Genomic DNA, 26,739 nt, shown 5'->3' with positions numbered 1-26,739 from the left:
ATTAACACCTTGGAATATTGTAATTTGCTAAAATAAAAGTAACTAAATTATAGTAAAAAAGTTTCAGGGGAAGTGTGAAGAGGATGGAAATGTTGATGGGGAATATAGTAAATTTAAATGATACAGCTTATTACAATAATCGAGAATTAAGTTGGTTAGCATTTAATGAACGTGTACTACAAGAAGCACAGGATGAAACAAATCCGCTCTTGGAAAGATTAAAGTTTATTAGCATTTTCAGTTCCAATTTAGATGAATTCTTTATGGTACGCGTAGCAGGATTGAAGGATCAAGTGAGTGCTGGGTTTAACCAACCAGAAAATAAGGCTGGCTTAACACCAAAAAAGCAATTAAATAAAATTGCGATAAAGGCCCATGAATTAATGACTGTACAATATGATACGTTTAAAAATTATGTGTTGCCAGCGCTGGAGTTAGAGGGGATTGAACGTTTAACATTCCACGATTTGACGAAAGAACAGAGGGAATTTATAGAAGAGTATTTTGATGAGCAGATTTTTCCAGTCTTAACACCTGTAGCTATTGATGCATATCGTCCATTTCCGATGTTATTAAATAAAAGTTTGAATTTAGCTACTCTTTTATATGATGAGAAACAAGTGGAGGAAGAAAACCGCACGAAGTTAGGAATTGTACAAGTTCCTTCATTACTTGAACGTTTCATATTTTTACCGAGTGAGGGGCAAAAGCATAAATTTATTTTATTAGAAGATGTAATTAGTGGTTTTACTCATAAATTATTTACAGGATATAAAGTATCGTCTGTTACTCGTTTCCGTATTACACGCAATGCGGATTTAACGATTCATGAAGAAGGTGCGAGGGATTTATTAAAGGTAATTGAAAAAGAATTAAAAAAGCGTAAGTGGGGAGCTGCTGTACGTTTAGAAGTTGGCAAAGAGCATATTGATGAAAGAGTATTAGCATTATTATATGAGGTGTTGGAAGTAAAAGATGAAGATGTGTATATAATGGATGGACCATTAGATTTAACATGTCTATTTTCTTTATATAAAAAACTAGCTCCTTTATATGAACATCTAGTATATCCGGCTCTTATTCCGCAACGGCCTCAAGACTTGGGGGATGCGGAAGATGTATTTGAAAAAGCAATTGAGCATGATATTTTATTACATCATCCTTTTGAATCATTTCAGCCAGTAGTTGATTTTGTCCGTGATGCGGCAGACGATCCGAATGTACTTGCAATTAAACAAACATTATATCGAGTAAGTGGGGATTCGCCGATTATTCAGGCGCTAAAGGTAGCAGCTGAAAAAGGGAAGCAAGTTACGGTATTAGTTGAATTGAAGGCAAGATTTGATGAAGAAAATAATGTGCATTGGGCTAAAGAATTAGAAAAGGCAGGCTGTCACGTTATTTACGGTGTAAGCCACTTGAAAACACATAGTAAAATTACGCTAGTTGTAAGAAGAAAAAACGGAAAAATCGAAAGGTTCGTACATCTCGGGACTGGAAATTATAATGACGCAACAGCAAAGTTATATACTGATTTCGGGTATATTACATCACGAAAAGACTTTGGGGTCGATGCAACAAATTTCTTTAATTATTTGAGTGGTTATACAACCAAGCCACATTTTCATCATTTATCGGTTGCACCATTTGATATAAGAGAGCAATTTATGGATTTAATAGATGAAGAAATCCGTTATCATAGGCAATATGGAAATGGATATATTATCGCTAAGATGAATTCATTAACAGATAAACCATTAATCAAAAAAATGTATGAAGCATCACAAGCTGGAGTAAAGGTAGAGCTCATCGTTCGAGGAACGTGTTGTTTAAGGCCTGGTATTCCAAATGTAAGTGAAAATATTCGGGTAGTTAGTGTTGTCGGGAGATATTTAGAACATAGCCGAATTTATTATTTCCATCATAATGGAGAAGAGAAAATATACTTATCTTCAGCTGACTGGATGACGCGGAATATGGAGAAGCGAGTAGAAATATCTTTCCCGATATTAGATATTGAAATGAAGGCGAGAATTAAGGCGATTTTACAACTTATATTAGCTGATAATGTGAAAACACGTGAACAGAATAAATCTGGTGAGTACTACTATGTTATTAATAGTAGTACAGAAGAAATTGATAGCCAAGTGAAGTTGTTTAAGATGGCGTATCAAAACACGGATGCTGAATAATGAGAACAAAGTAAAAAAACCTCTTTTTTTAAGAGGTTTTTTTACTTTGTTCTCTACTTATTATACATTCTCTAAATAGAAGGATGCGTAGAGAGAATAGTTTTTATTATAAGCATGTTAATGGATCAGTTAAGAGAGGGAATAACATTGGTAGAATTGTTGGAGTACATTAATAATAGAATGGTTGTTGACAAGGTCCGCCATAACAAGGATAAGGTGTTGGCGGTGGGAAAGGTGGTGGATATGGTGGGTAATACGGTCTAGGACCGAAAGCTAATGCTCCACCGAGCAGTCCACCAGCAATCCCAGCTAGAAATGGAACACCAAAAAACGGAAAGAAGCGTGAGTCGCCTACTGGACCAATAGGTGCTGAACGGACTGGGATTGGTTGATAATATGGATACATGAACAAACCTCCTTTATTGGACTCATTTTTATCATATGGTAAATGAAACGTGGATGAGCGCGTACAAGAAAGGATATGTAAGAAAATAGGCGAATTATTACGAATGTTGGAGCGTAAAAATTGTAATTTCAGGTTTTGCCATAAATCGGAATGGGACGCGTGTTCTGCCAAGACCTCGATTGACATAGAGAGCTAAATCTTGAATCGTATAGAAACCTTCAACATAGTTTTTAGCAAGTGATGGGGTAATAATAGCACCTAAAAAAGGAATTTGTACTTGTCCGCCATGGCTATGACCAGAAAGTTGTAAGTTAACTGGATATTTAGCGATTTGTGGTGCAATATCTGGCTCGTGAACAAGAACAATGTTATAAGTGTTTTGCCTCGCGTGCTGTAGTGTTTCTTCTATTTTGGGTTTGCCTAGTAGTATATCATCAAGACCGAAAATTGAAATTTCACTATTATCCAGTAGACGAATTCTCTTTTCGCTATTTAGTAGTAGTTCAAATCCAGATTCACGCATGACGTGCTCGTAGTATTCCGTTCCATATCCGCCGTGATCATGGTTACCATAAATAGAAAATTTACCGAAGGGTGCTTGTATATTTTTTAAAATAGATGGAACGAAAGGAGTGTCAGTATATGTTTGATAATTATCAATGAGATCACCAGTGAAAAGAACAATGTCAGGTTTTACAGCATTAATTTTAGAAACGATTTGAGATAAATGTTGGAGAGAGAAATAGTATCCGAGATGTAAATCGCTAAATTGAAGAATCTTCATACCATGAAAACTTTTGGGTATGAGTTGTGATTTAAGTGTATGCTCTGTAAAAGAGAGTAAATGAGGCTCAATATATTTAGCGTAATAGTATCCGATGCTAGTGGTTATAAATGAATATAGACAAGTGCGCATTCCAGCTTTAAAAAAATCTCTTCTTGTAATTTTCTTCATAAAAATATGAGTATACCTATTTAACTTATATCACATGTTTTCGTTACATTTATAGGTTACTCAAATCTCCTTTCAGTTTATTTCAAATATATTTTAAATAATAAAAAAGTAGTATGGATTACGAAAAAAACGAATAAAAAGAAACCTCTTTACGTTAAAATATCAGAAAAGTTTAAAAATATAAAGATTTCTATTAAATAAAATGATAAAATGAATGTGTATTCATTTTTGGGAGGGGATGTATGTGAAAGAAAAGGTAGTTATTATAACAGGTGGATCGAGCGGAATGGGAAAAGGAATGGCGACCCGTTTTGCAAAAGAAGGGGCAAGAGTTGTTATTACAGGACGTACAAAGGAAAAACTAGAGGAAACAAAGTTGGAAATTGAACAATTTCCGGGGCAAGTATTACCCGTACAAATGGATGTAAGAAATACTGATGACATTCAGAAAATGATTGAAGAGATTGATGAGAAGTTTGGTCGAATTGATGTTTTAATAAACAATGCAGCTGGAAACTTTATTTGTCCAGCAGAAGATTTATCCGTGAATGGCTGGAATTCAGTCATTAATATTGTATTAAACGGTACATTTTACTGCAGCCATGCTGTCGGAAAATATTGGATTGAAAAAGGTATAAAAGGGAATATCATTAACATGGTAGCAACATATGCATGGGATGCAGGTCCGGGAGTTATTCATTCGGCTGCAGCGAAGGCTGGAGTATTAGCAATGACGAAGACACTCGCTGTTGAGTGGGGCCGTAAATATGGAATACGAGTTAACGCTATCGCGCCAGGACCAATTGAACGTACGGGCGGTGCTGATAAATTATGGATTTCAGAAGAAATGGCTAAGCGTACGATACAAAGTGTTCCGCTTGGAAGACTGGGCACGCCAGAAGAAATTGCAGGTCTAGCTTATTATTTATGTTCAGATGAAGCTGCGTACATAAATGGAACTTGCATGACAATGGATGGAGGACAACATTTACATCAATATCCATTTTAAAAGGGATAAGAAAATGAATGTTTGATTCATATTCTTACGGTTAAATGTGACGGAATTGTGACATGTGAAAGAAAAGTGTTTACAAGAGGTCATATATACGTTATATTTAAGACCTCTTTTTTCTTCATAGTAGAATTGCTAATTCCCCTTAGCATTTTACCCCTCTAATCCCTTCAGGAAAACTGAAGGGATTTTTTATTATTTTTCCGTAAATATCATGTTATAATTTTTGAAAAGTAAAGGGAGGGAAGCACATTGATAGATGCATTAGATGTAATGAGTAACTTGGATAAAGTCCTTCCTTATTATCAAGCTATTTTTAGTGCTGATGAGCATACTGTAATTGGATATGAAGTAGTAGGACGTATTCAAACAGAAGAGGGCATACAAAGTTTAGCTTCTTTCTTTCATGATGATTCTATTCCGAGTGAGTTTCAACTGGAAGCGGATAACATTATAGTAGAAAAGGCTTTAAATCGTTATTTAGAAAGTGATCAAAAACTATTATTATTTATACATCGGAATGCTAACGTATTAATGAACGATGATGATGAAAGTTTACTTCAACTTTTATTGATGTATGAAGAGCAAGGTTTAAATTTGAAACACATTGTTTTAGAAATTACAGAACATGAATGTAAAGAAGATATAGAGCAATTTAATCATTTGCTTATGTATTATCGTACATATGGTATTCAAATTTCGATTAATAAAGTCGGAACGGGTACAAGTAATTTAGAACGTATTAGCGTGTTAGCACCGGATATTTTAAAAGTAGATTTAACAAACTTAAGGCAAACTGCACTTTTACAATCTTATCAAGATATTTTATATTCTTTATCATTACTTGCTAGAAGAATTGGTGCAACATTGTTATATGAAGAAATAGATGCTTTTTATCAACTACAATATGCTTGGAAAAACGGTGGTAGATATTATCAAGGGAATTATTTGAAAGAGTGCTTACCTGATTTTATTGAAACGAATGTTTTGAAAGAACGACTTGGTAATGAGTGTCATCAATTTATTCAACATGAGAAGAAGAAATTACAAAAAATTTATAATTTAACAGAACTGTTACGTGATCGAATTGGTGATGTTCTAGCCAAACAGAAAAAGAATGAAGATATAAATGATTGGTTATTACAATTTAGCCAAAGTGTATCACAGTGTAGTTTCCGCATATTTATTTGTAACGAAGATGGTTTCCAACAATCAGGAAACGTTATGAAAAAAGATGGGGAATGGATTGTGATGCCTGAGTATTATATGAAGAACTGGAGTTGGCGTCCGTATTTTCTAGAAAATATTATGAAAATGCGTTTTGAGAATAAGGCAAGACTTTCAGATTTATATGCTGATATTGAAACCGGTGAGATGGTACGGACATTTTCCTTCCCAATTGATGATGAAAACTTTTTATTTATAGATTTATCGTATGAATATTTATATGAAGAAGATGTTTTATTTTAATGCACGAAGAGATTCGTGCATTTTTTGTTTGTTTTTATCATAAATTGGTAATAGTGAAAATGGTGATGAAAATGCTGTCTATCGTTGTAAAGATTTTACGAACGAAACCACCCCTGTCTTTGCATAATCATTGTTACAATGAATACTACAAAGACAAGTTTTCTTAAAAGGAAGGTGAAAAAATGAGGAAATATGGAATATGGTTAGTTCTATTTGTATGCGTTGCCTTTCTAGTTGGTTATAGTGTCACAACTGTTTTAGGAAAAGAGGAAGTGAAAGTCGATCGGGAAGAAGTGTTTACAACGATACAAAAGGGCTATGAAACCCAATTTTCAATTCGTGGGAAGCATTTGCCGATGAATAAGATGATAGAAACGTTATCACCATATTTTACAGAGAATTTCCTTCAAGTATTTACAGATGAAAATAGTAGAAGTGATAAACAAAGTGGTGAATATTTACTTCCAGCAAAAGAAGCGCCGTTTTCTTTTCATTCAGAAACGAAAATGTCATATGATGAAGAACATAAAATTTTATATGTATATGAGCGGGCGAAAAGTGGACAATATCAAATTGTAACATTGCAAAGAGATCAAGGAAAATGGAAATTGGCCGGATATCATGAAAGCCAAGAACTTTTAACTGAAATAAAACGATTACAACAATTATAAAGTGAAACTGTAATCGGTGAGGATGTTCATCTCTCACTGATTAATAGCTCGCACCAATAGTGGGATAAAAATAAGAATAGGTCTTTACCTATTCTTATTCAATATTGAGTAGCTGTTGTAATTTTTCAATTTGAAAACCAGCAACAACTTCTCCATCAATTACAACTGTTGGAGTTGAATACGAATCATAGTCGTATAAAAGACGATTGCGTGCAGCAGCGTCTTTTTTCACGTCAAATTCTTCATATACAACGTTATTATGCTTTAAAAATTCTTTCACAATGACACATGGCGGACAATCAGGTTGTGTGTAAACCTCAATTTTTCTCATTGTAATTCCTCCTTTTTTCTGTTTTTTATTATATTCTTCCAGTATAAAAATCGCAATAAAGAAGGGAAAAAATGTTCTTTCTGTTTTTTCCTTCGCATTTCGACAAATTTTTAGTTGAGTTTCTGGCCAATAACCTTTATCCTAGACTGTGGAACATTTTTTCTGTTATGACGGATAGAATGAGTATAGCTGTAAAACCTATTGGTAGGAAGATCAGAGAAAGGAGAGATTTCATGTCTCTACTCCAAGGAATTTTAACTCGACTTGTTAGTCTACAAGAACAAGCTGAAAGCGGTGAAGTAGCACAACGCTATTTTGAAGTGAACGGTGAGCGCAAATGTAGCGTGAAATTTTTCGATAAAAGTGAAATGTATGAGTTAGAAGTGTATCAACAAGGTGAAAAACCTCAAGTGTATCAATTCGATAATATCGATATGGTTGCAATTGAGATTTACGATATCATTTCTTGATACATATAAAAAAGGTGTTGCCATATGGCAACACCTTTTTTAGTTCTATTACTTTTTAGCATATAGGTATAGGGAGTTTTTATTTTTCCTACAATGGTAATAAAGTGAAATTGTAATCAGTGGGGCTTCTTCGTCCTATACTGAATATTAGTCATCACCAATTGGTTGTTTACAGATAGCAAAAGCGAGATAAAAATAACGAGGAGGTGTGTTGTATGGAACGTTTACCAGTTGTGATTTGTCCTAAATGTCATAATTCTGCTGAGATTATTCATGTATTAACAGCTCAATCGAATCAAAATGTAATTTATACGTGCCAAGTTTGCCATTATGTAATTCGAAATATTGAAACGAATAAAGGATAGGAAGTTATAATTTTTATTTTTGTCCCATACAATGAGAATACGAAAAGTCTGTCTAATTGAAAGGACGTGACTATGTGGCCGGTGAACATACATTTTATAATGTTTCAGAGAGACATTTAAATTTTGATATGGTCTTTAGCCGTATTTGTAGTTTCATTGAAAAGGATCCACGAAATTTATATCGCTTATCCATTGGGACAGACTCACAAGCACATCAAAAGGATACGAGGTTTATTACGGCAATTCATATTCATCGCGTTGGAAAAGGTGCCTGGGGGTGTTTACACCATAAATCAGTGAAAGATAAGCCAGCAACTTTACGTGAGAAAATATATTTAGAAACGCAGTTTAGCCAAGAGATCGCATGCCTATTTACTCCAAATCATATACAAACAATATGGGATTTATTGCATCCATATGCTCAAGATGGGGCTGGATTTATAATGGAAATTCACTTGGATATCGGAAATGATGGTTTAACAAAAGAATTTATTCTAGATATGACAGCGAAAATTCAAGCGATGGGATTAACTGCAAAAATTAAGCCAGATGCTTATGCGGCGTTTAGTTATGCAAATCGATATACGAAATAAAAAACAATTTTTATATATCCTTCACTAAAAACTGAATATTACATCTATTAAATAGGTTGGAAATTATATATAATAAGAGTAACGATGCGAGTATAAGGAGAGGGGTATATGAAAAGGGAATTTGTTTTAACAGAAGAAGAAGAGAGTTTATTACTAGATATTCTATTTCAGCAAAATTATGCGAGTGAAATTTTATCTGTGGAAATTACAGATATTGAGAATGGCTTAAAACAGACAGATGTGACACAATATAAAAAAATCACAAGGTTATTTTACAGATTAAAAAATAAGGGGTATTAAGCGCTACCGGGATGGTAGTCTTTTTTTTGTGTTGTATGCTAAAATAGCTGTGTAATTTTGTTTTTATTGAAATAAAGTAAGGACAAAATAATAATATGAAAACGCTGTCATAAAATGTGAATAGAGTCGATGATTAAAAGTAGGAAAAAGGGAAAATGGGGGATGTAATATGATTAGTATTCCGAAAGACGAGTTTCAACAAATTTTTGTGAAAGATTTAATGATTTCATCAGAAAAAGTAGCACATGTCCAAATGGGGAATGGTTTAGAGCATGCTTTACTCGTTCTTGTGAAATCTGGATATTCGGCGATACCTGTTTTGGACCCGATGTATAAATTGCATGGGTTAATTAGTACTGCTATGATTTTAGATGGTATGTTAGGGTTAGAACGTATTGAGTTTGAAAGACTTGACGAAATGAAAGTAGAACAGGTGATGAAGGAAGACATTCCGGTTCTTAAGTTAGAAGATTCGTTTGCAAAAGCTTTAGAAATGACAATTGATCATCCTTTTATTTGCGCTGTCAATGAAGATGGGTATTTTGAGGGGATTTTAACACGTCGGGCTATTTTAAAATTGTTGAATAAAAAAGTAAGGCAACATAATCGATAATGTGAGAAAAGTGACTTCATAGAAGCGGAGAAGTCACTTTTTTTCGTGCATATCAGTTGTGTATGTATTATATTTAAAAAGATAAAAAATATAAGAGTATATAGTTAAATTAAGGATGAAAAGCTTATTGAGATAAGGTGTATGGAAGCTAAGGAAAGAGGGAGAAAGTTGCAAATTGATGATTTTCAAATGATGGTTGTGTTAGCTCAGGAATCGAATATGAGAAAAGCGGCGGAACGTTTATTTGTTTCACAACCTGCGCTTAGTCAACGATTACAATCTATGGAGAAACAATGGGGAATGAAGTTTTTTATTCGCTCACAAAAAGGATTGACAATTACACCTGAAGGGGAAAAAGTCGCAAATTATGCAAAAGAAATGCTACAAAAGGAAGAGGATATTAAAAGTGAGCTAGCTGTTTTTAGAACAGAAACTCACGGAACGTTAAAAATAGCTGTTGCATCAGTTATTGGTCAATATTGGCTTCCTCCTGTTTTGAAGAAGTTTGTACATAAATACCCTTCTGTGAAAATATCGCTGTTTACTGGCTGGAGTAGTGAAGTGCAAAAGCAATTTTATGAAGGAGACGTTCATGTTGCTATATTGAGAGGAACACAAGAATATAAAGGTCAGAAGCAACAATTATTTGAAGATGAACTTTATTTAGTGGATAAAGAAATAAAAGATATTACGATGTTAAAAGAAACAAATAGACCTTTTATTCAATTTAAAAGTGATTCGACTTATTATGGACAAATACAAAATTGGTGGTATGGTTTATTTTCTAATCCACCTAAGAGAACAATTGTGGTTGATCAAATTGAGACTTGCAAACAACTCGTTTTAAATGGTATAGGTTATGCTCTTCTACCTTCTACCGTTTTAAAAGAAGTACAGGAAAATATGTATAAAACACCTGTTCAATTAACGAGAGAAACATGGTTATTGACGAGTGAATCGGCCAGACAATTGAAGCAAGTAAGGGCATTTTTAGAAATTATAGAAGAAATTCAAATGGAAAAATAGGATTATTATCTTGCTACTCGCTCTATCGTTTGGTAGAGTAACATTATAAATGGATTTAGGAGGCAACAAGAATGAAAATGATGGACGCTAACGAAATTATTTCGTTTATTCAAAAAAGTGAAAAGAAAACTCCTGTAAAGGTATACATAAAAGGGGATTTAAAAGAAGTAACATTCCCTGAAACGGTACAAGCATTTGTAAATAAAAAGTCTGGTGTATTATTTGGAGAATGGTCTGAAATTAAGACAATTCTTGATGAAAATAGCAAGCACATTGTTGATTACGTTGTTGAAAATGACCGTCGTAATTCTGCAATTCCAATGCTTGATTTAAAAGGTATTAAAGCTCGTATTGAGCCAGGCGCGATTATTCGTGATCACGTTGAAATCGGCGACAACGCTGTTATTATGATGAATGCAACAATTAATATCGGTGCTGTAATTGGTGAAGGTACTATGATTGACATGAACGCGGTACTTGGTGGACGTGCAACTGTTGGTAAGAACTGTCACGTAGGTGCAGGTGCAGTACTTGCAGGTGTTATTGAGCCGCCTTCAGCAAAACCAGTTATCGTTGAAGATGATGTTGTAATTGGTGCAAACGTAGTTGTGTTAGAGGGAGTTACAGTAGGTAAGGGTGCAGTTGTAGCAGCAGGAGCTGTTGTAACAGAAGATGTACCTCCATATACAGTTGTTGCCGGTACTCCAGCACGTGTAATTAAAGAGATTGATGAGAAGACAAAAGCAAAAACTGAAATTAAACAAGAGCTTCGTCAATTAAACCCAGAGAAATAAACACAAAAAAGCGTAAGAGCATAACAGGCTCTTGCGCTTTTTATAGATAGAGGTGCAAAAATGGCAGTAAGCAAATTCGTTCAAATTCGTAGAGACTTACACAAAATACCGGAAATTGGATTTAAAGAGTGGAAAACACAACAGTATATTTTAGATTACATAGGAACGCTTTCGAATGAATATGTGGAAGTGAAAGTATGGAAAACGGGTGTCATTGTTAAAGTAAATGGAAAAAATCCAGAAAAAATTATCGGTTATCGCGCAGATATAGACGGTTTACCAATTACCGAAGAAACTGGATATGAGTTTGCTTCTATTCATGAAGGAATGATGCATGCATGTGGACACGATTTGCATACAACAATCGGTTTAGGCCTTCTAACAGCAGCTGTAACAGAAAGAATAGATGATGACCTTGTGTTTCTATTCCAACCAGCTGAAGAAGGGCCAGGAGGGGCTCTTCCTATGTTAGAGAGTGAAGAGTTAAAAGAATGGAAGCCAAATATAATTCTTGGTCTTCATATTGCACCTGAATACGCTGTAGGAACAATTGCCACAAAAGAGGGGCTATTATTTGCAAATACATCAGAGTTATATGTTGATTTGAAAGGGAAAGGTGGACATGCAGCCTACCCGCATACTGCAAATGATATGATTGTAGCAGCAAGTCACCTTGTTACACAACTTCAATCCGTTATTAGTCGTAATGTGAATCCTCTTGATAGTGCAGTGATTACAATCGGAAAAATAACAGGTGGTACAGTTCAAAATATCATAGCAGAAAAGTCTCGGTTAGAAGGAACGATCCGAACGTTATCAGTGGAATCAATGAGGCGTGTTAAAAGTAGGATTGAGGCAATTGTTGCAGGTATAGAAGCTTCCTTCCAATGTGAAGCTATTATTGACTATGGAGCGATGTATCATCAAGTATATAACCATGAAGTATTAACGAGAGAGTTTATGCAGTTTGTAAGTGAACAAACTGATATGAATGTAATTACATGTACTGAGGCAATGACAGGGGAAGATTTTGGTTATATGCTTCAAGAGATTCCTGGATTTATGTTTTGGCTTGGTGTAAATTCAGAATATGGTTTACACCATGCAAAATTAAAACCAGATGAAGAGGTTATTGAGAAAGCTATCGCATTTTTAGATCAATATGTAAAGTGGAAAGGAACTAGAAAGTAAACTCGCTCGCCAACTTTGCAAAAACTTACAGTGGGTACTTATTAGTTCCAAGACGAAAACATCTTTCATATTTGTTTTGGATACACATTGGCATACAAATGGATAAAGTAATGAGCAGCGGTTTTGAGCCGCTGCTCATTATTCATTATCGCTTATTGAGAAGATGATTAGTTAACTAGCTTATATATGTTTACATTTCGTGTAGAAAGTGTGTAAAATCAAGGTGAAACATAGAAAAAAGGGTGGGGAATTACGTGCAAATTAGCAGTGCAATGTTGTGTTTCGTCTTATATGCGTATGTTATTATTGCGGCGGTGTATTTTGGGATAAGTTTTTATGCCTACCGTTTAGTAGATAATCATGAATATGACGAAACTTATAGATGGGTGAAAAGATATTTATCACCTGTATTAGAAATTATGAATGGGTTTGTGCTCTTTTTATTTATTGGATTAATTGCTTTCTCGACGAGTTTAGTAGGGAATAAAACGACATTATTTGTACTAGGTATCATTATTTTTATGTTGTTAGGGATACGGATTGGTAACACAGTGTTTTGGAATGAAAGAAAAGTAGATGGTTGGACTGGAATGTTAATCCCGTGTATGTTAGCGGCTATCGTGACAAACATAGAGCATGAGTATTATCAATTACATTTTTGGCTTATTATCGTTTTAACAATTCTTTCAGTTTTGTACATAAGTACGGTAGTACTCACATACATTGCACATGAAAAAGGTGATGTTAAAGGAACACGCTTCTTTAGAGGGCGAGCATTATTTTGGAGTGTGCCAACGATGGCTGTTATAGGAATTATTGCGATATTAGTAAATGGGTATCAATTTACTAATTGGCAACTGTTTTTAGAAAATTGGTGGATTTTCATCATTTCGTTTATCGCTTTTTTAGGTGCAACACATTATTTATTCCATCAACATCATTATATATTGGCATTGCTATTCGCATTTACACAACTATTATTTGCTTTCTTCGGACAAGAAACGTTATTATTCGTTTTTGAAACATTTAGTTCATTTGGAAATATATTTGTATTTGGTATGTTAATTTTCAGTATCGCATTTTATTTACAACAGTATTTTTATATGCAAAAACAAAAATAAGAATGATATACAGGTTTTTGTAGCAAATCTAAAGTATGTTACAATAAAAATACATAGTATTCGATGTTATTGGAGGAATCCCTGTGGGTGAAAAAGAGAAAGAATTTGCTGTCATTGGGCTTGGACGTTTTGGTGGAAGCATTTGCCGAGAACTCGCTCAATTAGGTATGGAAGTAATGGCAATTGATTCAGATGAGGATAAAATTAATGAGTTTGCAAATATAGCTTCACATGCTGTAATTGCAGATTCAACAGATGAGATGGTATTAAAAAGTCTTGGTATTCGTAATTTTGATCATGTAGTCGTTGCTATTGGAGATAATTTAAATTCAAGTATTTTAACAACATTAATTTTGAAAGAATTAGGTGTAAAAAATATTACTGTAAAAGCTCAAAATGATTACCATGAAAAAGTGTTAAGTAAAATAGGGGCAGACCACATTGTGCATCCTGAGCGTGATATGGGAAAAAGGATTGCTAATAATATTGCATCAAGTAATGTATTAGACTATCTTGAGCTTTCAGATGAGCATAGTATTGTAGAGATTATTGCAAATAAAAAAATTGATGGTCATTCTTTAATCGAATTAGATATTCGTGCGAAGTTTGGATTGAATATTGTAGCGATTAAACGTGGTAAAGAAGTTATTGTATCTCCTCGAGCTACGGAAAATATTCAAGCGGGAGATATATTAATTGTAATTGGTCATGACGATGAAGTAGATCGTTTTAAACACTTTTTAAGATAAGAAAAAAGGACAATACCACGAAGGTATTGTCCTTTTTCTTATATTTCCATAATGATTGGTAAAATCATTGGGCGACGTTTTGTTTTCTCATATAGGAATGGTGCTAATGTATCTGTAATTTCATTTTTAATTTCAGACCATTGTGTTGTTTTACGCTCCATTACTTTTTCTAAATGAGTTGTAATTAATGTTTGAGCATCATTAATTAAATCACTACTTTCGCGCATATACACGAAACCACGTGAGATAATATCAGGTCCTGCTGCAACTTTAAACTCTTTCATATCAATGCTTACAACTACAATAACAAGTCCTTCTTCAGAAAGAATACGACGATCGCGTAATACGATATTACCGATATCTCCAATACCATTTCCGTCAATATAGACAGATCCAGATGGTATTTTACCAGCTACGCTTGCTTCATCAGAACGAAGAGCAAGAACATCTCCATTATCCATGATGAAACAGTTTTCTTCTGGAATACCACAATCGTTTGCTAACTTCATATGCATACGTTGCATGCGATATTCACCATGAATTGGCATGAAATACTTCGGTTTAATTAGACGAAGCATTAGTTTTTGTTCTTCTTGTCCACCGTGTCCACTCGTATGAATGTTTGACAGTTTCCCGTGGATTACATCAGCACCAGCACGATACAACATGTTAATTGTACGGCTTACACTAATTGTATTACCAGGGATTGGTGAAGAAGAGAAAACAACTGTGTCGCCAGGAATGATTTGAATTTGACGATGAGTACCATTAGCAATACGTGAAAGTGCTGCCATTGGCTCACCTTGACTACCTGTACATAAAATAACAACTTTATTAGCCGGTAGGCGGTTTAGTTGAGCTGTATCTATGAATGTATCCTTCGGACAGCGAATATAACCAAGGTTTTGTCCGATTTCAATCGCCGCTTCCATACTGCGACCGAACACAGCCACTTTACGATTGTTTTCAACAGCCGCTTCAACAACTTGTTGTAGACGATGGATATTTGATGCAAAGGTTGCAAAGATAATACGACCTTCTACTTTGCGGAAAATATCTTGAATACTATCACCAACACGGCGCTCAGACATTGTAAAGTTTGGAACTTCACTGTTTGTACTGTCAGATAAGAGACAAAGTACGCCGTCTTTTCCGATTTCAGCCATTTTTGTTAAGTCCGCTGGTTCACCGACTGGTGTGAAATCAAATTTGAAATCGCCAGTATGAACAACTTGTCCTTGAGGTGTTTTCACAACAACTCCGTATGAATCTGGGATACTGTGAGTTGTACGGAAGAAGGAAACAGATGTCTTTTTAAATTTAATAACATCATCTTCTTGAATTTCATAAAGTTTTGCTTTACGAAGTAATCCGTGCTCTTCTAATTTGTTTTTGATTAGTGCAATTGCTAATTTTCCGCCATAAATCGGGATGTTTACTTGACGTAATAAGTAAGGAATTCCACCGATATGATCTTCGTGACCATGTGTAATGAATAATCCTTTAATTTTATCTTCGTTTCGCACAAAATAAGTGTAATCTGGTATTACATAATCGATTCCGAGGAGTTCGTCTTCTGGAAATTTAATTCCAGCATCAATAATAATAATTTCATCTTGAAATTGAACAGCATATGTATTTTTACCGATTTCACCAAGTCCACCTAAAGCAAAAACGGCTGCTTGATCATTCTTTAGAAATTTCATATGACTATACGATTTCCGCTAATGTTAAATCAGCGTTTTCTTTTTCATATTCAAGATGAGCACCAGTAACAGACTGAACGAACTCGATATTATATGCGAACTTATTTAATTTCTTACGAACATCCTTTTCAGACGTAGCCTCTAAATATAAAACTTTTGTATTTTCACGTACTGGAACCTCAGTCAATTTTACTTGATAAAATACTTTAAAAATCATTTGGAAAACCTCTCCTTGTCTATGTTTTGCATTATCTGTTACTTATTATAAAGCAAACAGTCACGATTTTCATGTTTTTTCGAATGAGAATGAAGAAAAAGCCCGAAATGGGCACAATTTAAGCGATTGTCTTTTTACGGACTAGATCTTTTAAATAACGCTTGAGCTTTTTCTTCAGCTTCTTCAGCATGATTACTCCTTCCTTTCCTTATTTTAAACATGCATATTACTAGTGAAAACTCCGTCTCTGATATAAGAAAGAAGACAAAAGTGAATGTTGAATCTTGTCCTTTCTCATACAGGGAAAGTTATTCTATAGTAACGATTAGTAGCCGTTAGTTATAGGTATAGTATGAGAAAGAATAGAAAAGAAAATTCATACGAACAAGTATCCACATTTTTTACTAATATATATATGCAGGTTTCATAAATAAGGTCAGAAAGTGAACGCTTTCTTCACAGATGTTTAATATGTTATACTTTTTTTTAGAATTTGAAAAGTGATAATCAAAATAGGAATATAGAGTAACGGAAAGGATTTTGACAAATGAATGATAAAATTGTCTTTTTTGATATTGATGGAACATTATTAGATCACGATAAGAAGATTCCGCAATCTACACGAGATGCAGTAAGACATTTACAAGAAAAAGGTGTGCATGTAGCAATTGCGACAGGACGTGCGCCATTTATGTTTGAAGATATTCGTGAGGAACTCAATATACATAATTATGTTAGCTTTAATGGACAGTACGTTGTATTTGAAGATGAGGTAATATTTAATAACCCGTTACATCCAGCTGCCTTACATAAGTTTACTCAGTTTGCAAAACAAGAAGGATATCCACTTGTATATCTGGATCATCAAGAAATGAGAGCATCAGTAGAATATCATGATTATGTGAAAGAAGGTTTTGGAAGCTTAAACTTTGAACATCCGGCATATGAACCTGATTTCTATGAGAAACGTAATATTTATCAAACACTTCTTTTCTGTGAAGTGAATGAAGAAGAAAAGTTTATTAATCATTACCCAGACTTTCATTTTATTCGCTGGCATGCATATTCAATGGATATTATTCCGAATGGTGGTTCGAAGGCAAAAGGAATTGAGAAATTTATTGAAAAATTAGGATTTACCCGTGAACAAGTGTATGCATTTGGAGATGGCTTAAATGATTTAGAAATGATCGAAGCAGTTGGGACAGGTATTGTGATGGGGAATGGTCACGAAGACTTGAAAAAACTTGCAAATCATGTGACAAAGGATGTTAGTGAAGACGGCATATATCATGGCTTAAAATGGGCTGGATTGCTATAAGTGAATATGGAACCCATTTCATATAAAAAAGGCGGAAGATTAACTCCCGCCTTTTTTTATTATCGCTCTAGAGGTTTTGAATCGTCAGGAGCAGCAAATGGATTTTCTTTATTAATGTGGTCATAGAACATAACACCATTTAAATGGTCAATCTCATGCTGAAATACAATTGCTGGTAAACCTTTTAAACGTAATTTTACTTCTTCGCCGTTGATAGATGTTGCTTTCACTGTAATTCTTGTGTAACGAGGGACATAACCAGGTACTTCGCGGTCTACTGATAGACAGCCTTCCCCGCTTTGTAAATATGTACGTTCAACAGAATGACTAATGATTTTGGGGTTGAATAATGCATGACTATATAACGTACCGTCAGTATCAGTTACATGAACCGCAATCATTTTCTTTGAAATACCGATTTGTGGAGCTGCTAATCCGATTCCAGGGCGTAAACTATATTTTTCAGCCATTTCAGGATCTTGGCTATTTATTACAAATTCAATCATTTCTTTAAGGGTAGTTGTATCTTCTTCGCTCGCCGGTATTGATACCTCTTCTGCAACGTTTCGCAAAATAGGATCTCCTTCGCGAATTACATCTTTCATTGTAAGCATATGTAATCTCTCCTTTCTTCTTTAGTCTACCAAAGGAGATGGAAAAAGTCATCGACAAGTAGGGAAGCGCTTTGGAAAGCGTTCTACTATAGAATATTTATGTATGTAATAAAAAGAAAAGACGGCAAAGCCGTCTGTTTCTTCCATAGTTGTTTCATTTTACATTAGCGAATGCAAGCAGCACCAACGATAATTAAAAGAATAAACAACACAACGATTAAGGCGAAGCCGCGTCCAGACCCGCCACAAGAACCGCCATAACCGTAGGAAGGATTTGAACAAGTTGGATAGCAATATGAGTATCCGTACATGAGATGACCTCCTTTATCATTTCCCGCTAACACTGCGGTTACTATAATGTATGGAGGGAAGGATAGAAATGTATGGGTAATTACCTATAAAAGGAAGAAGAGTTTGTATATTTTTGCTAAGAAGAGAGAAAAACTAAAGAGAATTAAATCGTTTACATATTATTCTAAGAGAAAAAATAAGTTGAAAAGGGAATAATATAACAGTAGGTTAATGCTTACTAATACAGATGTGAAAAATAAAAACACGTTTGTGTAGAAGAAACCTGCAGATTATTTATAAAAAAACGTAACCAAAGTAATTGACATCGTAATTAGAATAGTTGTAAACTAAAAAACGTGATCAAGATTGTATTAATATGTTTCTGAAAAAACATTAGTACAGATTGTTAGGTACACAAAATTATTCTCAACCGACAGATAAATTTGTTGGTTTACATTGTTGCGTTTTCAGTCTAGCTAATAGATAGTGAAAGCGTTTCAGAATATGGTTCAAGAGAGGAAGAGGTGAACGGAATGGGTACTAAAACAAAAAAGACCCTATTTAATGTTGATGAGCAAATGAAAGCTATCGCAGCTCAATTTGAGACATTACAAATTTTAAATGAAAAAGGCGAAGTTGTGAATGAAGCAGCTATGCCTGAATTATCTGATGATCAATTAAAAGAATTAATGCGCCGTATGGTGTATACTCGCGTACTAGATCAACGTTCTATTTCTTTAAACCGTCAAGGACGTTTAGGTTTCTACGCACCAACAGCTGGACAAGAGGCTTCTCAATTAGCAAGTCATTTCGCACTTGAAGCAGAAGATTTCATCTTACCAGGATATCGTGATGTGCCACAATTAGTATGGCACGGTTTACCATTATACCAAGCATTCTTATTCTCTCGTGGACATTTCATGGGTAACCAAATGCCTGAGAATGTAAATGCACTTGCTCCACAAATCATTATCGGTGCGCAAATCATCCAAACTGCTGGTGTTGCGTTAGGTATGAAACTACGTGGTAAAAAATCTGTTGCAATTACTTACACTGGTGACGGTGGTGCTTCACAAGGTGACTTCTACGAAGGTATGAACTTTGCGGGTGCATTCAAAGCTCCAGCAATCTTCGTTGTACAAAACAACCGTTATGCAATCTCTACTCCAGTAGAAAAGCAATCTGCAGCTAAAACTGTAGCACAAAAAGCAGTAGCAGCAGGTATTTACGGAATTCAAGTAGACGGTATGGATCCATTAGCTGTATACGCAGCAACTGCTTTCGCTCGTGAGCGTGCAGTAAACGGCGAAGGCCCTACTTTAATCGAGACTTTAACATTCCGTTACGGTCCACATACAATGGCTGGTGATGACCCAACTCGTTACCGTACAAAAGATATCGAGAACGAATGGGAACAAAAAGATCCAATCGTACGCTTCCGTGCATTCTTAGAAAACAAAGGCCTATGGTCTCAAGAAGTTGAAGAGAAAGTAATCGAAGAAGCAAAAGAAGATATCAAACAAGCAATTGCTAAGGCTGACCAAGCTCCAAAACAAAAAGTTACTGATTTAATGGAAATCATGTACGAAAAAATGCCTTACAACTTAGCTGAACAATATGAAATTTACAAAGAAAAGGAGTCGAAGTAAGCCATGGCTCAAATGACAATGATTCAAGCAATCACTGATGCTTTACGCGTTGAAATGAAAAATGACCCTAACGTACTTGTGTTTGGTGAAGACGTTGGTGTAAACGGCGGTGTATTCCGTGCTACTGAAGGTTTACAAGCTGAATTCGGTGAAGATCGTGTAATGGATACTCCACTTGCAGAGTCTGGTATTGGTGGACTTGCAGTTGGACTTGCATTAGAAGGCTTCCGTCCAGTTCCAGAAATCCAATTCTTCGGTTTCATTTATGAAGTAATGGATTCAGTTTCTGGTCAATTAGCTCGTATGCGTTACCGTTCTGGTGGACGTTGGACTGCTCCAGTAACAATTCGTTCTCCATTCGGTGGCGGTGTTCATACTCCTGAACTACATGCTGATAGCTTAGAAGGATTAGTGGCTCAACAACCTGGTCTAAAAGTTGTTATTCCATCTACTCCATACGATGCAAAAGGTCTTTTAATCTCTGCGATTCGTGACAACGATCCAGTTATCTACTTAGAGCATATGAAATTGTACCGTTCATTCCGTCAAGATGTACCAGAAGGCGATTACACAATTGATTTAGGTAAAGCTGATATCAAACGTGAAGGTACAGATGTATCTGTTATCGCTTACGGTGCTATGGTTCATGCTGCATTAAAAGCTGCTGAAGAACTTGAAAAAGAAGGTATCTCTTTAGAGGTAGTTGACTTACGTACAGTTCAACCATTAGATATCGAAACAATCATCGCTTCTGTTGAAAAAACAGGCCGCGTAGTTGTAGTTCAAGAAGCACAAAAACAAGCTGGTATTGCAGCTAACGTTGTAGCGGAAATTAACGACCGTGCAATCTTAAACTTAGAAGCTCCAGTTGTACGTGTTGCAGCTGCTGATACAGTATTCCCATTCTCTCAAGCTGAGAGCGTATGGTTACCAAACCATAAAGATATTGTTGAAGCTGTTAACAAAGTAATGAACTTCTAATTTTTAGCTTTTCATGTGCAAAAGAAATCAGCACATGCTGGTTTCTTTTGTACATATTCCATAATAATGAAATGAATCAGGGGGCTGAATTCCGTGGCATTTGAATTTAAACTACCAGATATCGGTGAAGGTATCCACGAAGGTGAAATCGTAAAATGGTTTATTAAACCAGGCGATGAAGTAAACGAAGACGATGTACTTCTTGAAGTACAAAATGATAAAGCAGTAGTAGAAATCCCTTCTCCTGTTAAAGGTAAAGTACTTGAAGTACTTGTAGAAGAAGGAACAGTTGCAATTGTAGGAGATACATTAATTAAATTTGATGCTCCTGGATACGAAAACCTTAAATTTAAAGGTGACGATCATGATGCAGCTCCAAAAGCTGAAGAAGCAGCAGTAGAAGCTCCAGCAGCGGAAGCTACTCCAGCAGCAACTGCAGAAGTAGTAAATGAGCGCGTAATCGCTATGCCATCTGTTCGTAAATATGCTCGTGAAAACGGCGTAGACATTCATAAAGTAGCTGGTTCTGGTAAGAACGGCCGTATCGTAAAAGCTGACATCGATGCATTTGCAAATGGTGGACAAGCAGTAGCAGCAACTGAGGCTCCAGCAGCAGTAGAAGCTACTCCAGCAGCAGCGAAAGAAGAAGCACCAAAAGCACAACCAATCCCAGCTGGTGAATATCCAGAAACTCGTGAGAAAATGAGTGGTATCCGTAAAGCGATTGCTAAAGCAATGGTTAACTCTAAGCATACAGCTCCTCACGTAACATTAATGGATGAAGTAGATGTAACAGAACTTGTTGCTCACCGTAAGAAGTTCAAAGCTGTTGCAGCTGACAAAGGTATTAAATTAACTTACCTTCCATACGTTGTTAAAGCTTTAACATCTGCATTACGTGAATACCCAATGTTAAACACTTCTTTAGATGATGCTTCTCAAGAAGTAGTTCATAAACATTACTTCAACATCGGTATCGCAGCTGATACAGACAAAGGTCTATTAGTACCAGTTGTTAAAGATACAGATCGCAAGTCTATCTTCACTATTTCTAACGAGATCAATGATCTTGCTGGTAAAGCACGTGACGGTCGTTTAGCTCCGGCTGAAATGAAAGGTGCTTCTTGCACAATTACAAACATTGGTTCTGCAGGTGGACAATGGTTCACTCCAGTTATCAATCACCCAGAAGTAGCAATCCTTGGTATCGGCCGTATCGCTGAGAAGCCAGTTGTGAAAAACGGTGAAATCGTTGCAGCTCCAGTATTAGCATTATCTCTAAGCTTTGACCATCGTTTAATTGACGGCGCAACTGCTCAAAAAGCATTAAACCAAATTAAACGTCTATTGAATGACCCACAATTATTAGTAATGGAGGCGTAATAACAATGGTAGTAGGAGATTTCCCAATTGAATTAGATACAGTCGTTGTTGGTGCAGGTCCTGGTGGATACGTTGCGGCAATTCGTGCAGCACAATTAGGTCAAAAGGTAGCAATTATCGAAAAAGCTAACCTTGGTGGCGTATGCTTAAACGTTGGATGTATTCCTTCAAAAGCGTTAATCAATGCAGGTCATCGTTATGAGAATGCAATGCATTCTGATGACATGGGTATCACTGCAGAGAACGTAAAAGTTGACTTTACAAAAGTTCAAGAATGGAAAAACGGCGTAGTTAAGAAATTAACTGGCGGTGTTGAAGGCCTTCTTAAAGGTAACAAAGTTGAAATCATTCGCGGTGAAGCTTACTTCGTAGATGCTAATACATTACGCGTAATGACTGAAGATGCAGCACAAACGTATACGTTTAAAAATGCTGTTCTTGCAACTGGTTCTACACCAATCGAAATTCCAGGATTCAAATACTCTAAACGTGTTATCAACTCTACAGGTGCTTTAAGCTTACCTGAAATTCCTAAAAAACTTGTTGTAATCGGCGGCGGTTACATCGGTATGGAATTAGGAACTGCATATGCTAACTTCGGTACAGAAGTTACTGTAGTAGAAGCTGGCGACGAAATCTTAGCTGGTTTCGAAAAAGCTATGAGCTCTGTTGTTAAACGTGCTCTTCAAAAGAAAGGTAACGTAAATATCCATACAAAAGCTATGGCTAAAGGCGTTGAAGAAACAGAAACTGGCGTAAAAGTTAGCTTTGAAGTTAAAGGTGAAATCCAAACTGTAGAAGCAGATTACGTATTAGTAACTGTAGGTCGTCGTCCAAACACTCAAGAAATTGGTCTTGAGCAAGTTGGAGTTAAAATGACTGACCGCGGCATCATCGAAATCGATGAGCAATGTCGTACAAACGTATCAAACATCTATGCAATCGGTGATATCGTTCCTGGACCACCATTAGCTCACAAAGCTTCTTACGAAGGTAAAGTAGCTGTTGAAGCAATTAGTGGCCATGCATCAGCAATCGATTACATCGGAATTCCTGCAGTATGCTTCACTGATCCTGAATTAGCATCTGTTGGTTACACTAAGAAACAAGCTGAAGAAGCAGGAATGACAGTAGCTGTATCTAAGTTCCCATTCGCTGCTAACGGTCGTGCATTATCATTAAACAGCACTGACGGTTTCCTACAACTTGTAACACGTAAAGAAGATGGTCTTCTTGTAGGTGCTCAAGTTGCAGGTGCAGGCGCTTCTGATATTATCTCTGAGATTGGTTTAGCTATCGAAGCTGGAATGACAGCAGAAGATATCGCTCAAACAATCCACGCTCACCCAACATTAGGTGAGATCACAATGGAAGCAGCTGAAGTTGCTCTTGGAATGCCAATTCACATTGTAAAATAATTTAAGTAATGAAAATAACCCCGCTCTTATTTAAAGAGAGGGGTTATTTTTATTTTAATAAAATGGCTTGCAAGGTCTTTATGTGTACTTGTCGAATGAATATATAATACTTTAAATGAATCGTTAGAACATATGTTAATTCAAAAGTAGTATATATGCTTTCGTATAATATGTAATTGATTCAAACTTAATCCCATATATTAATAAAATAGAGCATGTCAAAGGAGAAGGTTCCATGAGAATATTACATGTTATATTTTATCATTTTTTATTATGGAGTGGTTTTTCCGTAGTATTATCATTGTCAAATGGTGATAAGTTGCATTACAAAGTAATGCTATTCTTTGTATTTCTTTATTTAGCATATGTGATCGCATATTTTGTATTGCACATCAGAAAGCAGGCATTATTCCTTACGTGTTCAAATTGCATACTTTTTTTAATTGTATATTCTATTTTTTAAATTAACGTTTATAGAAATACATTGTTCTTCCATTAAATAATTGTAATTCTCCTTCTAATTTCTTCGCTAGAAAACGGCAAAATTCATTTGCTTTTCCTTTATCACCAAATGTTGCATTAGGTGGTAAAGAAATCTGAATAAAAGATTGTTCCTTTTCTATACCAACACCAACATATATGGAGTCATATCGATCGTGAGTAGCTTGTAGTTTTAATGTTGTTGCTGATGTATCTAAAATTTCATAAGGAAAAGCGGTATTTGTATAAGCGTAATTAATTTGAACACCAGTTTTGGAAGTAACTGTTTTATAGCACTGAAAAAGTTGTTTTATATCATCTGTTGAAACAGTTTGTTGATTGGATTTAGGTACAAGCGTAATAAAGGCATGTTGCATATAAGTTCCTCCTAACTTAGTAGAATACTATCATTCTACATCCTACTGAATTTTTTGACAATTAAAAGGAGTATTCCTTTTTTTGTTTAATATACTAATGAAAGGTGATGTAGAAAGGTGGAAACCGATGTTTGAAAAATTGTATGATGAGCATGAAAGTGTGAAGGTACGATTTTTGGGGTTTATGACACATGATACTCGTTATGATTTTGGTGTTATTTATACAAATATGTTTTTTGGAAAGCCACTCATTGTTTGTATGCAAACAGGAAGGTCTACTTTACTTGGAAGAGATGATGTAGAGAATGTGCAACATATACAGGAAGTTTTTAAATTAGGGTCAGAAGAGGAAGCAGCAGAGTTAGCTCAGTTTTTTAAATTTTTAGTCCCATCTACTTCTTTGCATGCGGAATATGAAGAATAATTAATGTAAAACAGTCGTACGTATAAATATGGCTGTTTTTTTGTTTGAATATCGCATACTAATTTAAATTAAAAATATTTAATGTGTTATACTAAAAACCTATTGACGTAAAAAGTATAACATATTAAAATAAAGACAGAAAGTTAAGCGGTTACAAAAGTTTTTGGGATTATAAACTTAGGAGGAAATGAAAAATGGGAACGATCGTATGTCAAGATTGTGAAGGTACAATTGCACACTTCGAGGATGAGAAAGTAACGGTACTTTACGGGAAATGTGGATCTTGCGGATGTGATCACACAGAGCATACAAAAGCCCAATAATTGATAGGAAATGGACAGCTAAAAGTTTTTAGGACCATAAACTTAGGGGGAAATGAAAAATGGGAACAATCGTATGCCAAGTATGTGAAGGAACAATCGGACATTTTGAAGATGAAAAAACGACAGTGCTTTACGGAAAATGTGGTACAAATTGTGACTGTGCTAATAGAGACAAGGCGAAAGCTTAATTATAAATAAGTAGATTATTATTAAAACTCAGGGGGAAATGAAAAATGGGAACAATCGTATGCCAAGTATGTGAAGGAACAATCGGACATTTTGAAGATGAAAAATCAACAGTACTATACGGAAAATGTGGATCTCATTGCGAATGTGACCATAAAGAACATACAAAAGCTTAAATAAGAAGAAGCGCCTACATATATATGTAGGCGCTTTTTTAATAAATTGTAGTTGTATGGCCAACTGTTGCAACGATTGCATCATCTCTAATTGGAATAAATCCTATCGATGTCTGTGGAGTGCTAGGAGAGGCGTAGTGGCTCATGAGACGGCTATCAATACGGGTAATAGTATCGGTCAAGAAAGCTGAAATAAAAGCGTAAGGGACTCGTCGTTCATTTAATGAGTATATAATTTCCTCTTTTGTTTTTACACCTACGCCATGTCCGTAAAAAAAGAAATTTCCTAGATAGATTGTATTTTCTCCTTGCCACTCGATCGTAGCTGGATTCACTTGTGGATTTTTAAAATAAACGAGATCACCTGGAACAAGATCGCCACCCGTTTTTGTTATGAGCTTTAAATCTTGATCGTAGTCCCACGTATAAAGTAAAAGGTTTGCAAAGAGACGGTTGAAAGTTTCTTCCTCATATAATGATAGTAAAGCTTTGTAAAAAATAATGATCATAGCGGTGGCGCATTCAGTTCCATATAGTTTTCCGTTTTTGAAAATATCTTGTATGGCAATGGAAGGGGGTATGTTTGGTAGTAGCTCGAACCCTCCAAGTGGTGTTCTTTTCCAATACTGGGGGTTGCAAAAGGATTGTTGAAATGTGCGAAACTGAAATCCACTTTGAAAAAGTTCTAATGCAGAAGTAATAATATTCACTCGCAAATTTAGATCAAAGCTGAGTTCATCAGATGTTCGGAAGGAATAAATTTCTTGATTTCCTGCCATTATCGATAAAATTTGTTGTTTCTCAGCTGCAAATGGCTCATATTCATTTGTGATATAAGGATGTACAATAGAACGGCCTATTACAATCATAATAGTATCCCCACCTATACGTTACATTACTTAATATCGTATGGGAAAAGAGAAAAAGGGTGAAA

The 26,739-nt window shown here is 35.4% G+C and carries 33 protein-coding genes; 24 read left to right on the top strand and 9 right to left on the bottom strand.

The annotated features are described in order from the left end of the window. Positions 1-83 precede the first annotated feature (83 nt). Positions 84-2,192 carry a polyphosphate kinase gene (locus JDS82_RS01570; RefSeq protein WP_000425559.1) on the top strand — a complete coding sequence of 703 codons (2,109 nt, stop codon included), beginning with the start codon at positions 84-86 and terminating at the stop codon, positions 2,190-2,192. A gap of 169 nt (positions 2,193-2,361) precedes the next feature. Here the strand turns inward: JDS82_RS01570 and JDS82_RS01565 are convergent, their stop codons facing one another. Together JDS82_RS01565 and JDS82_RS01560 are read right to left on the bottom strand one after the other, a co-directional pair. Further along, positions 2,362-2,598, bottom strand: a complete 237-nt coding sequence (locus JDS82_RS01565) for a hypothetical protein (RefSeq protein ID WP_000283744.1) — start codon at positions 2,596-2,598, stop codon at positions 2,362-2,364. Between the two features lie 97 nt (positions 2,599-2,695). Further along, complete coding sequence (locus tag JDS82_RS01560) at positions 2,696-3,553, bottom strand: metallophosphoesterase (protein WP_000724503.1); 858 nt, start codon at positions 3,551-3,553, stop codon at positions 2,696-2,698. Positions 3,554-3,797: 244 nt separating this feature from the next. Between JDS82_RS01560 and fadH the strand changes: the two genes are divergently transcribed. The 3 genes from fadH (at position 3,798) to JDS82_RS01545 (ending at position 6,706) form a co-directional block, all read left to right on the top strand. After that, complete coding sequence (gene fadH / locus JDS82_RS01555; RefSeq protein WP_000660912.1) at positions 3,798-4,562, top strand: 2,4-dienoyl-CoA reductase; 765 nt, start codon at positions 3,798-3,800, stop codon at positions 4,560-4,562. A gap of 255 nt (positions 4,563-4,817) precedes the next feature. Further along, positions 4,818-6,035: an EAL domain-containing protein gene (locus JDS82_RS01550; protein ID WP_000564299.1), complete on the top strand. Its 1,218-nt coding sequence runs from the start codon at positions 4,818-4,820 to the stop codon at positions 6,033-6,035. A gap of 182 nt (positions 6,036-6,217) precedes the next feature. After that, the gene (locus JDS82_RS01545; RefSeq protein WP_001233813.1) at positions 6,218-6,706 is read left to right on the top strand and encodes a DUF3993 domain-containing protein; all 489 of its coding nucleotides are present in this window, start codon (positions 6,218-6,220) and stop codon (positions 6,704-6,706) included. A 94-nt stretch (positions 6,707-6,800) separates the two neighbouring features. Here the strand turns inward: JDS82_RS01545 and JDS82_RS01540 are convergent, their stop codons facing one another. Continuing rightward, positions 6,801-7,037 (bottom strand): glutaredoxin family protein, encoded by a 237-nt coding sequence (locus JDS82_RS01540; RefSeq protein ID WP_001225788.1) that lies wholly within the window; start codon positions 7,035-7,037, stop codon positions 6,801-6,803. 233 nt (positions 7,038-7,270) lie between these two features. On the opposite strand from JDS82_RS01540, the gene JDS82_RS01535 reads away from it, so the two are divergent. From JDS82_RS01535 to JDS82_RS01490, 10 genes are all read left to right on the top strand, one after another. Next, positions 7,271-7,507 carry a YkuJ family protein gene (locus tag JDS82_RS01535; protein ID WP_000055151.1) on the top strand — a complete coding sequence of 79 codons (237 nt, stop codon included), beginning with the start codon at positions 7,271-7,273 and terminating at the stop codon, positions 7,505-7,507. A 215-nt stretch (positions 7,508-7,722) separates the two neighbouring features. Next, positions 7,723-7,872 (top strand): hypothetical protein, encoded by a 150-nt coding sequence (locus JDS82_RS01530; RefSeq protein ID WP_000440533.1) that lies wholly within the window; start codon positions 7,723-7,725, stop codon positions 7,870-7,872. Positions 7,873-7,946: 74 nt separating this feature from the next. Further along, positions 7,947-8,465 carry a ribonuclease H-like YkuK family protein gene (locus JDS82_RS01525; protein ID WP_000896654.1) on the top strand — a complete coding sequence of 173 codons (519 nt, stop codon included), beginning with the start codon at positions 7,947-7,949 and terminating at the stop codon, positions 8,463-8,465. Positions 8,466-8,573: 108 nt separating this feature from the next. Next, positions 8,574-8,765 carry an antirepressor AbbA gene (abbA, locus tag JDS82_RS01520; protein WP_000817795.1) on the top strand — a complete coding sequence of 64 codons (192 nt, stop codon included), beginning with the start codon at positions 8,574-8,576 and terminating at the stop codon, positions 8,763-8,765. A gap of 169 nt (positions 8,766-8,934) precedes the next feature. After that, positions 8,935-9,378 (top strand): cyclic-di-AMP-binding protein CbpB, encoded by a 444-nt coding sequence (gene cbpB, locus JDS82_RS01515; RefSeq protein WP_000623572.1) that lies wholly within the window; start codon positions 8,935-8,937, stop codon positions 9,376-9,378. 141 nt (positions 9,379-9,519) lie between these two features. Next, the gene (locus tag JDS82_RS01510; protein WP_002008407.1) at positions 9,520-10,404 is read left to right on the top strand and encodes a LysR family transcriptional regulator; all 885 of its coding nucleotides are present in this window, start codon (positions 9,520-9,522) and stop codon (positions 10,402-10,404) included. 71 nt (positions 10,405-10,475) lie between these two features. Then, positions 10,476-11,198: a 2,3,4,5-tetrahydropyridine-2,6-dicarboxylate N-acetyltransferase gene (dapD, locus tag JDS82_RS01505; protein WP_000783245.1), complete on the top strand. Its 723-nt coding sequence runs from the start codon at positions 10,476-10,478 to the stop codon at positions 11,196-11,198. 60 nt (positions 11,199-11,258) lie between these two features. Further along, positions 11,259-12,389, top strand: a complete 1,131-nt coding sequence (locus JDS82_RS01500; RefSeq protein ID WP_000301170.1) for an N-acetyldiaminopimelate deacetylase — start codon at positions 11,259-11,261, stop codon at positions 12,387-12,389. A 254-nt stretch (positions 12,390-12,643) separates the two neighbouring features. Beyond that, the gene (locus JDS82_RS01495; RefSeq protein ID WP_001167333.1) at positions 12,644-13,510 is read left to right on the top strand and encodes a hypothetical protein; all 867 of its coding nucleotides are present in this window, start codon (positions 12,644-12,646) and stop codon (positions 13,508-13,510) included. A gap of 83 nt (positions 13,511-13,593) precedes the next feature. After that, the gene (locus tag JDS82_RS01490) at positions 13,594-14,259 is read left to right on the top strand and encodes a potassium channel family protein (protein ID WP_000504032.1); all 666 of its coding nucleotides are present in this window, start codon (positions 13,594-13,596) and stop codon (positions 14,257-14,259) included. A 38-nt stretch (positions 14,260-14,297) separates the two neighbouring features. Here the strand turns inward: JDS82_RS01490 and rnjA are convergent, their stop codons facing one another. Both rnjA and JDS82_RS01480 read right to left on the bottom strand, forming a co-directional pair. After that, complete coding sequence (rnjA, locus tag JDS82_RS01485; protein WP_000670370.1) at positions 14,298-15,965, bottom strand: ribonuclease J1; 1,668 nt, start codon at positions 15,963-15,965, stop codon at positions 14,298-14,300. Positions 15,966-15,969: 4 nt separating this feature from the next. Further along, positions 15,970-16,182, bottom strand: a complete 213-nt coding sequence (locus JDS82_RS01480) for a DNA-dependent RNA polymerase subunit epsilon (RefSeq protein ID WP_000576445.1) — start codon at positions 16,180-16,182, stop codon at positions 15,970-15,972. Between the two features lie 547 nt (positions 16,183-16,729). On the opposite strand from JDS82_RS01480, the gene JDS82_RS01475 reads away from it, so the two are divergent. Further along, positions 16,730-17,503, top strand: a complete 774-nt coding sequence (locus JDS82_RS01475) for a Cof-type HAD-IIB family hydrolase (RefSeq protein ID WP_000998281.1) — start codon at positions 16,730-16,732, stop codon at positions 17,501-17,503. 59 nt (positions 17,504-17,562) lie between these two features. On the opposite strand, the gene def is transcribed toward JDS82_RS01475, so the two are convergent. Together def and JDS82_RS01465 are read right to left on the bottom strand one after the other, a co-directional pair. Next, positions 17,563-18,117, bottom strand: a complete 555-nt coding sequence (def, locus tag JDS82_RS01470; protein ID WP_000957045.1) for a peptide deformylase — start codon at positions 18,115-18,117, stop codon at positions 17,563-17,565. A gap of 164 nt (positions 18,118-18,281) precedes the next feature. After that, entirely contained in the window at positions 18,282-18,428 is a 147-nt protein-coding gene (locus tag JDS82_RS01465; protein WP_000274561.1) for a YjcZ family sporulation protein, read from the bottom strand. A gap of 513 nt (positions 18,429-18,941) precedes the next feature. Between JDS82_RS01465 and pdhA the strand changes: the two genes are divergently transcribed. From pdhA to JDS82_RS01440, 5 genes are all read left to right on the top strand, one after another. Beyond that, a complete protein-coding gene (gene pdhA, locus JDS82_RS01460) occupies positions 18,942-20,057 on the top strand; it encodes a pyruvate dehydrogenase E1 component subunit alpha (RefSeq protein ID WP_000536893.1) in 1,116 nt (371 codons plus the stop codon). Between the two features lie 3 nt (positions 20,058-20,060). Continuing rightward, a complete protein-coding gene (pdhB, locus tag JDS82_RS01455; RefSeq protein WP_000068162.1) occupies positions 20,061-21,038 on the top strand; it encodes a pyruvate dehydrogenase complex E1 component subunit beta in 978 nt (325 codons plus the stop codon). 93 nt (positions 21,039-21,131) lie between these two features. Then, a complete protein-coding gene (gene pdhC, locus JDS82_RS01450; protein WP_000863412.1) occupies positions 21,132-22,421 on the top strand; it encodes a pyruvate dehydrogenase complex dihydrolipoyllysine-residue acetyltransferase in 1,290 nt (429 codons plus the stop codon). 5 nt (positions 22,422-22,426) lie between these two features. Next, positions 22,427-23,839, top strand: coding sequence for a dihydrolipoyl dehydrogenase (gene lpdA / locus JDS82_RS01445; RefSeq protein ID WP_000260106.1), 1,413 nt, complete (start codon positions 22,427-22,429; stop codon positions 23,837-23,839). A 235-nt stretch (positions 23,840-24,074) separates the two neighbouring features. After that, complete coding sequence (locus JDS82_RS01440; protein WP_001221352.1) at positions 24,075-24,302, top strand: hypothetical protein; 228 nt, start codon at positions 24,075-24,077, stop codon at positions 24,300-24,302. Position 24,303: 1 nt separating this feature from the next. Here the strand turns inward: JDS82_RS01440 and JDS82_RS01435 are convergent, their stop codons facing one another. Next, the gene (locus JDS82_RS01435; RefSeq protein WP_001163317.1) at positions 24,304-24,696 is read right to left on the bottom strand and encodes a DUF1885 family protein; all 393 of its coding nucleotides are present in this window, start codon (positions 24,694-24,696) and stop codon (positions 24,304-24,306) included. 127 nt (positions 24,697-24,823) lie between these two features. On the opposite strand from JDS82_RS01435, the gene JDS82_RS01430 reads away from it, so the two are divergent. The 4 genes from JDS82_RS01430 (at position 24,824) to JDS82_RS01415 (ending at position 25,805) form a co-directional block, all read left to right on the top strand. Next, complete coding sequence (locus JDS82_RS01430; protein WP_033656384.1) at positions 24,824-25,120, top strand: DUF3055 domain-containing protein; 297 nt, start codon at positions 24,824-24,826, stop codon at positions 25,118-25,120. A gap of 194 nt (positions 25,121-25,314) precedes the next feature. After that, on the top strand, positions 25,315-25,443 hold the full coding sequence (locus JDS82_RS01425; protein ID WP_000536778.1) for a GapA-binding peptide SR1P: 129 nt from the start codon (positions 25,315-25,317) through the stop codon (positions 25,441-25,443). Between the two features lie 59 nt (positions 25,444-25,502). After that, positions 25,503-25,631, top strand: a complete 129-nt coding sequence (locus JDS82_RS01420) for a GapA-binding peptide SR1P (RefSeq protein WP_000536801.1) — start codon at positions 25,503-25,505, stop codon at positions 25,629-25,631. Positions 25,632-25,676: 45 nt separating this feature from the next. Continuing rightward, positions 25,677-25,805 (top strand): GapA-binding peptide SR1P, encoded by a 129-nt coding sequence (locus JDS82_RS01415; RefSeq protein ID WP_000536796.1) that lies wholly within the window; start codon positions 25,677-25,679, stop codon positions 25,803-25,805. Positions 25,806-25,843: 38 nt separating this feature from the next. On the opposite strand, the gene JDS82_RS01410 is transcribed toward JDS82_RS01415, so the two are convergent. After that, entirely contained in the window at positions 25,844-26,674 is an 831-nt protein-coding gene (locus JDS82_RS01410; protein ID WP_000635322.1) for a protein-glutamine gamma-glutamyltransferase, read from the bottom strand. Positions 26,675-26,739: the final 65 nt, after the last annotated feature.

The organism is Bacillus cereus group sp. N14 (genome assembly GCF_016483555.1).
GTDB lineage: Bacteria > Bacillota > Bacilli > Bacillales > Bacillaceae_G > Bacillus_A > Bacillus_A wiedmannii.
Note: the sequence above shows the minus strand (reverse complement) of the source record. Positions and strands in the feature narration are given on the sequence as shown.

Coding starts and splice junctions, on each gene's coding strand:
- JDS82_RS01530 (WP_000440533.1), top strand. CDS start 7,723: ATGGAACGTTTACCAGTTGTGATTTGTCCTAAATGTCATAATTCTGCT.
- def (WP_000957045.1), bottom strand. CDS start 18,117: ATGCTTACAATGAAAGATGTAATTCGCGAAGGAGATCCTATTTTGCGA.
- JDS82_RS01415 (WP_000536796.1), top strand. CDS start 25,677: ATGGGAACAATCGTATGCCAAGTATGTGAAGGAACAATCGGACATTTT.
- pdhA (WP_000536893.1), top strand. CDS start 18,942: ATGGGTACTAAAACAAAAAAGACCCTATTTAATGTTGATGAGCAAATG.
- JDS82_RS01435 (WP_001163317.1), bottom strand. CDS start 24,696: ATGCAACATGCCTTTATTACGCTTGTACCTAAATCCAATCAACAAACT.
- JDS82_RS01500 (WP_000301170.1), top strand. CDS start 11,259: ATGGCAGTAAGCAAATTCGTTCAAATTCGTAGAGACTTACACAAAATA.
- JDS82_RS01570 (WP_000425559.1), top strand. CDS start 84: ATGGAAATGTTGATGGGGAATATAGTAAATTTAAATGATACAGCTTAT.
- JDS82_RS01410 (WP_000635322.1), bottom strand. CDS start 26,674: ATGATTGTAATAGGCCGTTCTATTGTACATCCTTATATCACAAATGAA.
- JDS82_RS01420 (WP_000536801.1), top strand. CDS start 25,503: ATGGGAACAATCGTATGCCAAGTATGTGAAGGAACAATCGGACATTTT.
- JDS82_RS01510 (WP_002008407.1), top strand. CDS start 9,520: ATGGAAGCTAAGGAAAGAGGGAGAAAGTTGCAAATTGATGATTTTCAA.
- lpdA (WP_000260106.1), top strand. CDS start 22,427: ATGGTAGTAGGAGATTTCCCAATTGAATTAGATACAGTCGTTGTTGGT.
- abbA (WP_000817795.1), top strand. CDS start 8,574: ATGAAAAGGGAATTTGTTTTAACAGAAGAAGAAGAGAGTTTATTACTA.
- JDS82_RS01540 (WP_001225788.1), bottom strand. CDS start 7,037: ATGAGAAAAATTGAGGTTTACACACAACCTGATTGTCCGCCATGTGTC.
- JDS82_RS01545 (WP_001233813.1), top strand. CDS start 6,218: ATGAGGAAATATGGAATATGGTTAGTTCTATTTGTATGCGTTGCCTTT.
- cbpB (WP_000623572.1), top strand. CDS start 8,935: ATGATTAGTATTCCGAAAGACGAGTTTCAACAAATTTTTGTGAAAGAT.
- JDS82_RS01480 (WP_000576445.1), bottom strand. CDS start 16,182: ATGATTTTTAAAGTATTTTATCAAGTAAAATTGACTGAGGTTCCAGTA.
- JDS82_RS01475 (WP_000998281.1), top strand. CDS start 16,730: ATGAATGATAAAATTGTCTTTTTTGATATTGATGGAACATTATTAGAT.
- JDS82_RS01465 (WP_000274561.1), bottom strand. CDS start 18,428: ATGTACGGATACTCATATTGCTATCCAACTTGTTCAAATCCTTCCTAC.
- JDS82_RS01535 (WP_000055151.1), top strand. CDS start 7,271: ATGTCTCTACTCCAAGGAATTTTAACTCGACTTGTTAGTCTACAAGAA.
- dapD (WP_000783245.1), top strand. CDS start 10,476: ATGAAAATGATGGACGCTAACGAAATTATTTCGTTTATTCAAAAAAGT.
- rnjA (WP_000670370.1), bottom strand. CDS start 15,965: ATGAAATTTCTAAAGAATGATCAAGCAGCCGTTTTTGCTTTAGGTGGA.
- pdhB (WP_000068162.1), top strand. CDS start 20,061: ATGGCTCAAATGACAATGATTCAAGCAATCACTGATGCTTTACGCGTT.
- JDS82_RS01560 (WP_000724503.1), bottom strand. CDS start 3,553: ATGAAGAAAATTACAAGAAGAGATTTTTTTAAAGCTGGAATGCGCACT.
- JDS82_RS01430 (WP_033656384.1), top strand. CDS start 24,824: ATGTTTGAAAAATTGTATGATGAGCATGAAAGTGTGAAGGTACGATTT.
- JDS82_RS01425 (WP_000536778.1), top strand. CDS start 25,315: ATGGGAACGATCGTATGTCAAGATTGTGAAGGTACAATTGCACACTTC.
- JDS82_RS01440 (WP_001221352.1), top strand. CDS start 24,075: ATGAGAATATTACATGTTATATTTTATCATTTTTTATTATGGAGTGGT.
- JDS82_RS01565 (WP_000283744.1), bottom strand. CDS start 2,598: ATGTATCCATATTATCAACCAATCCCAGTCCGTTCAGCACCTATTGGT.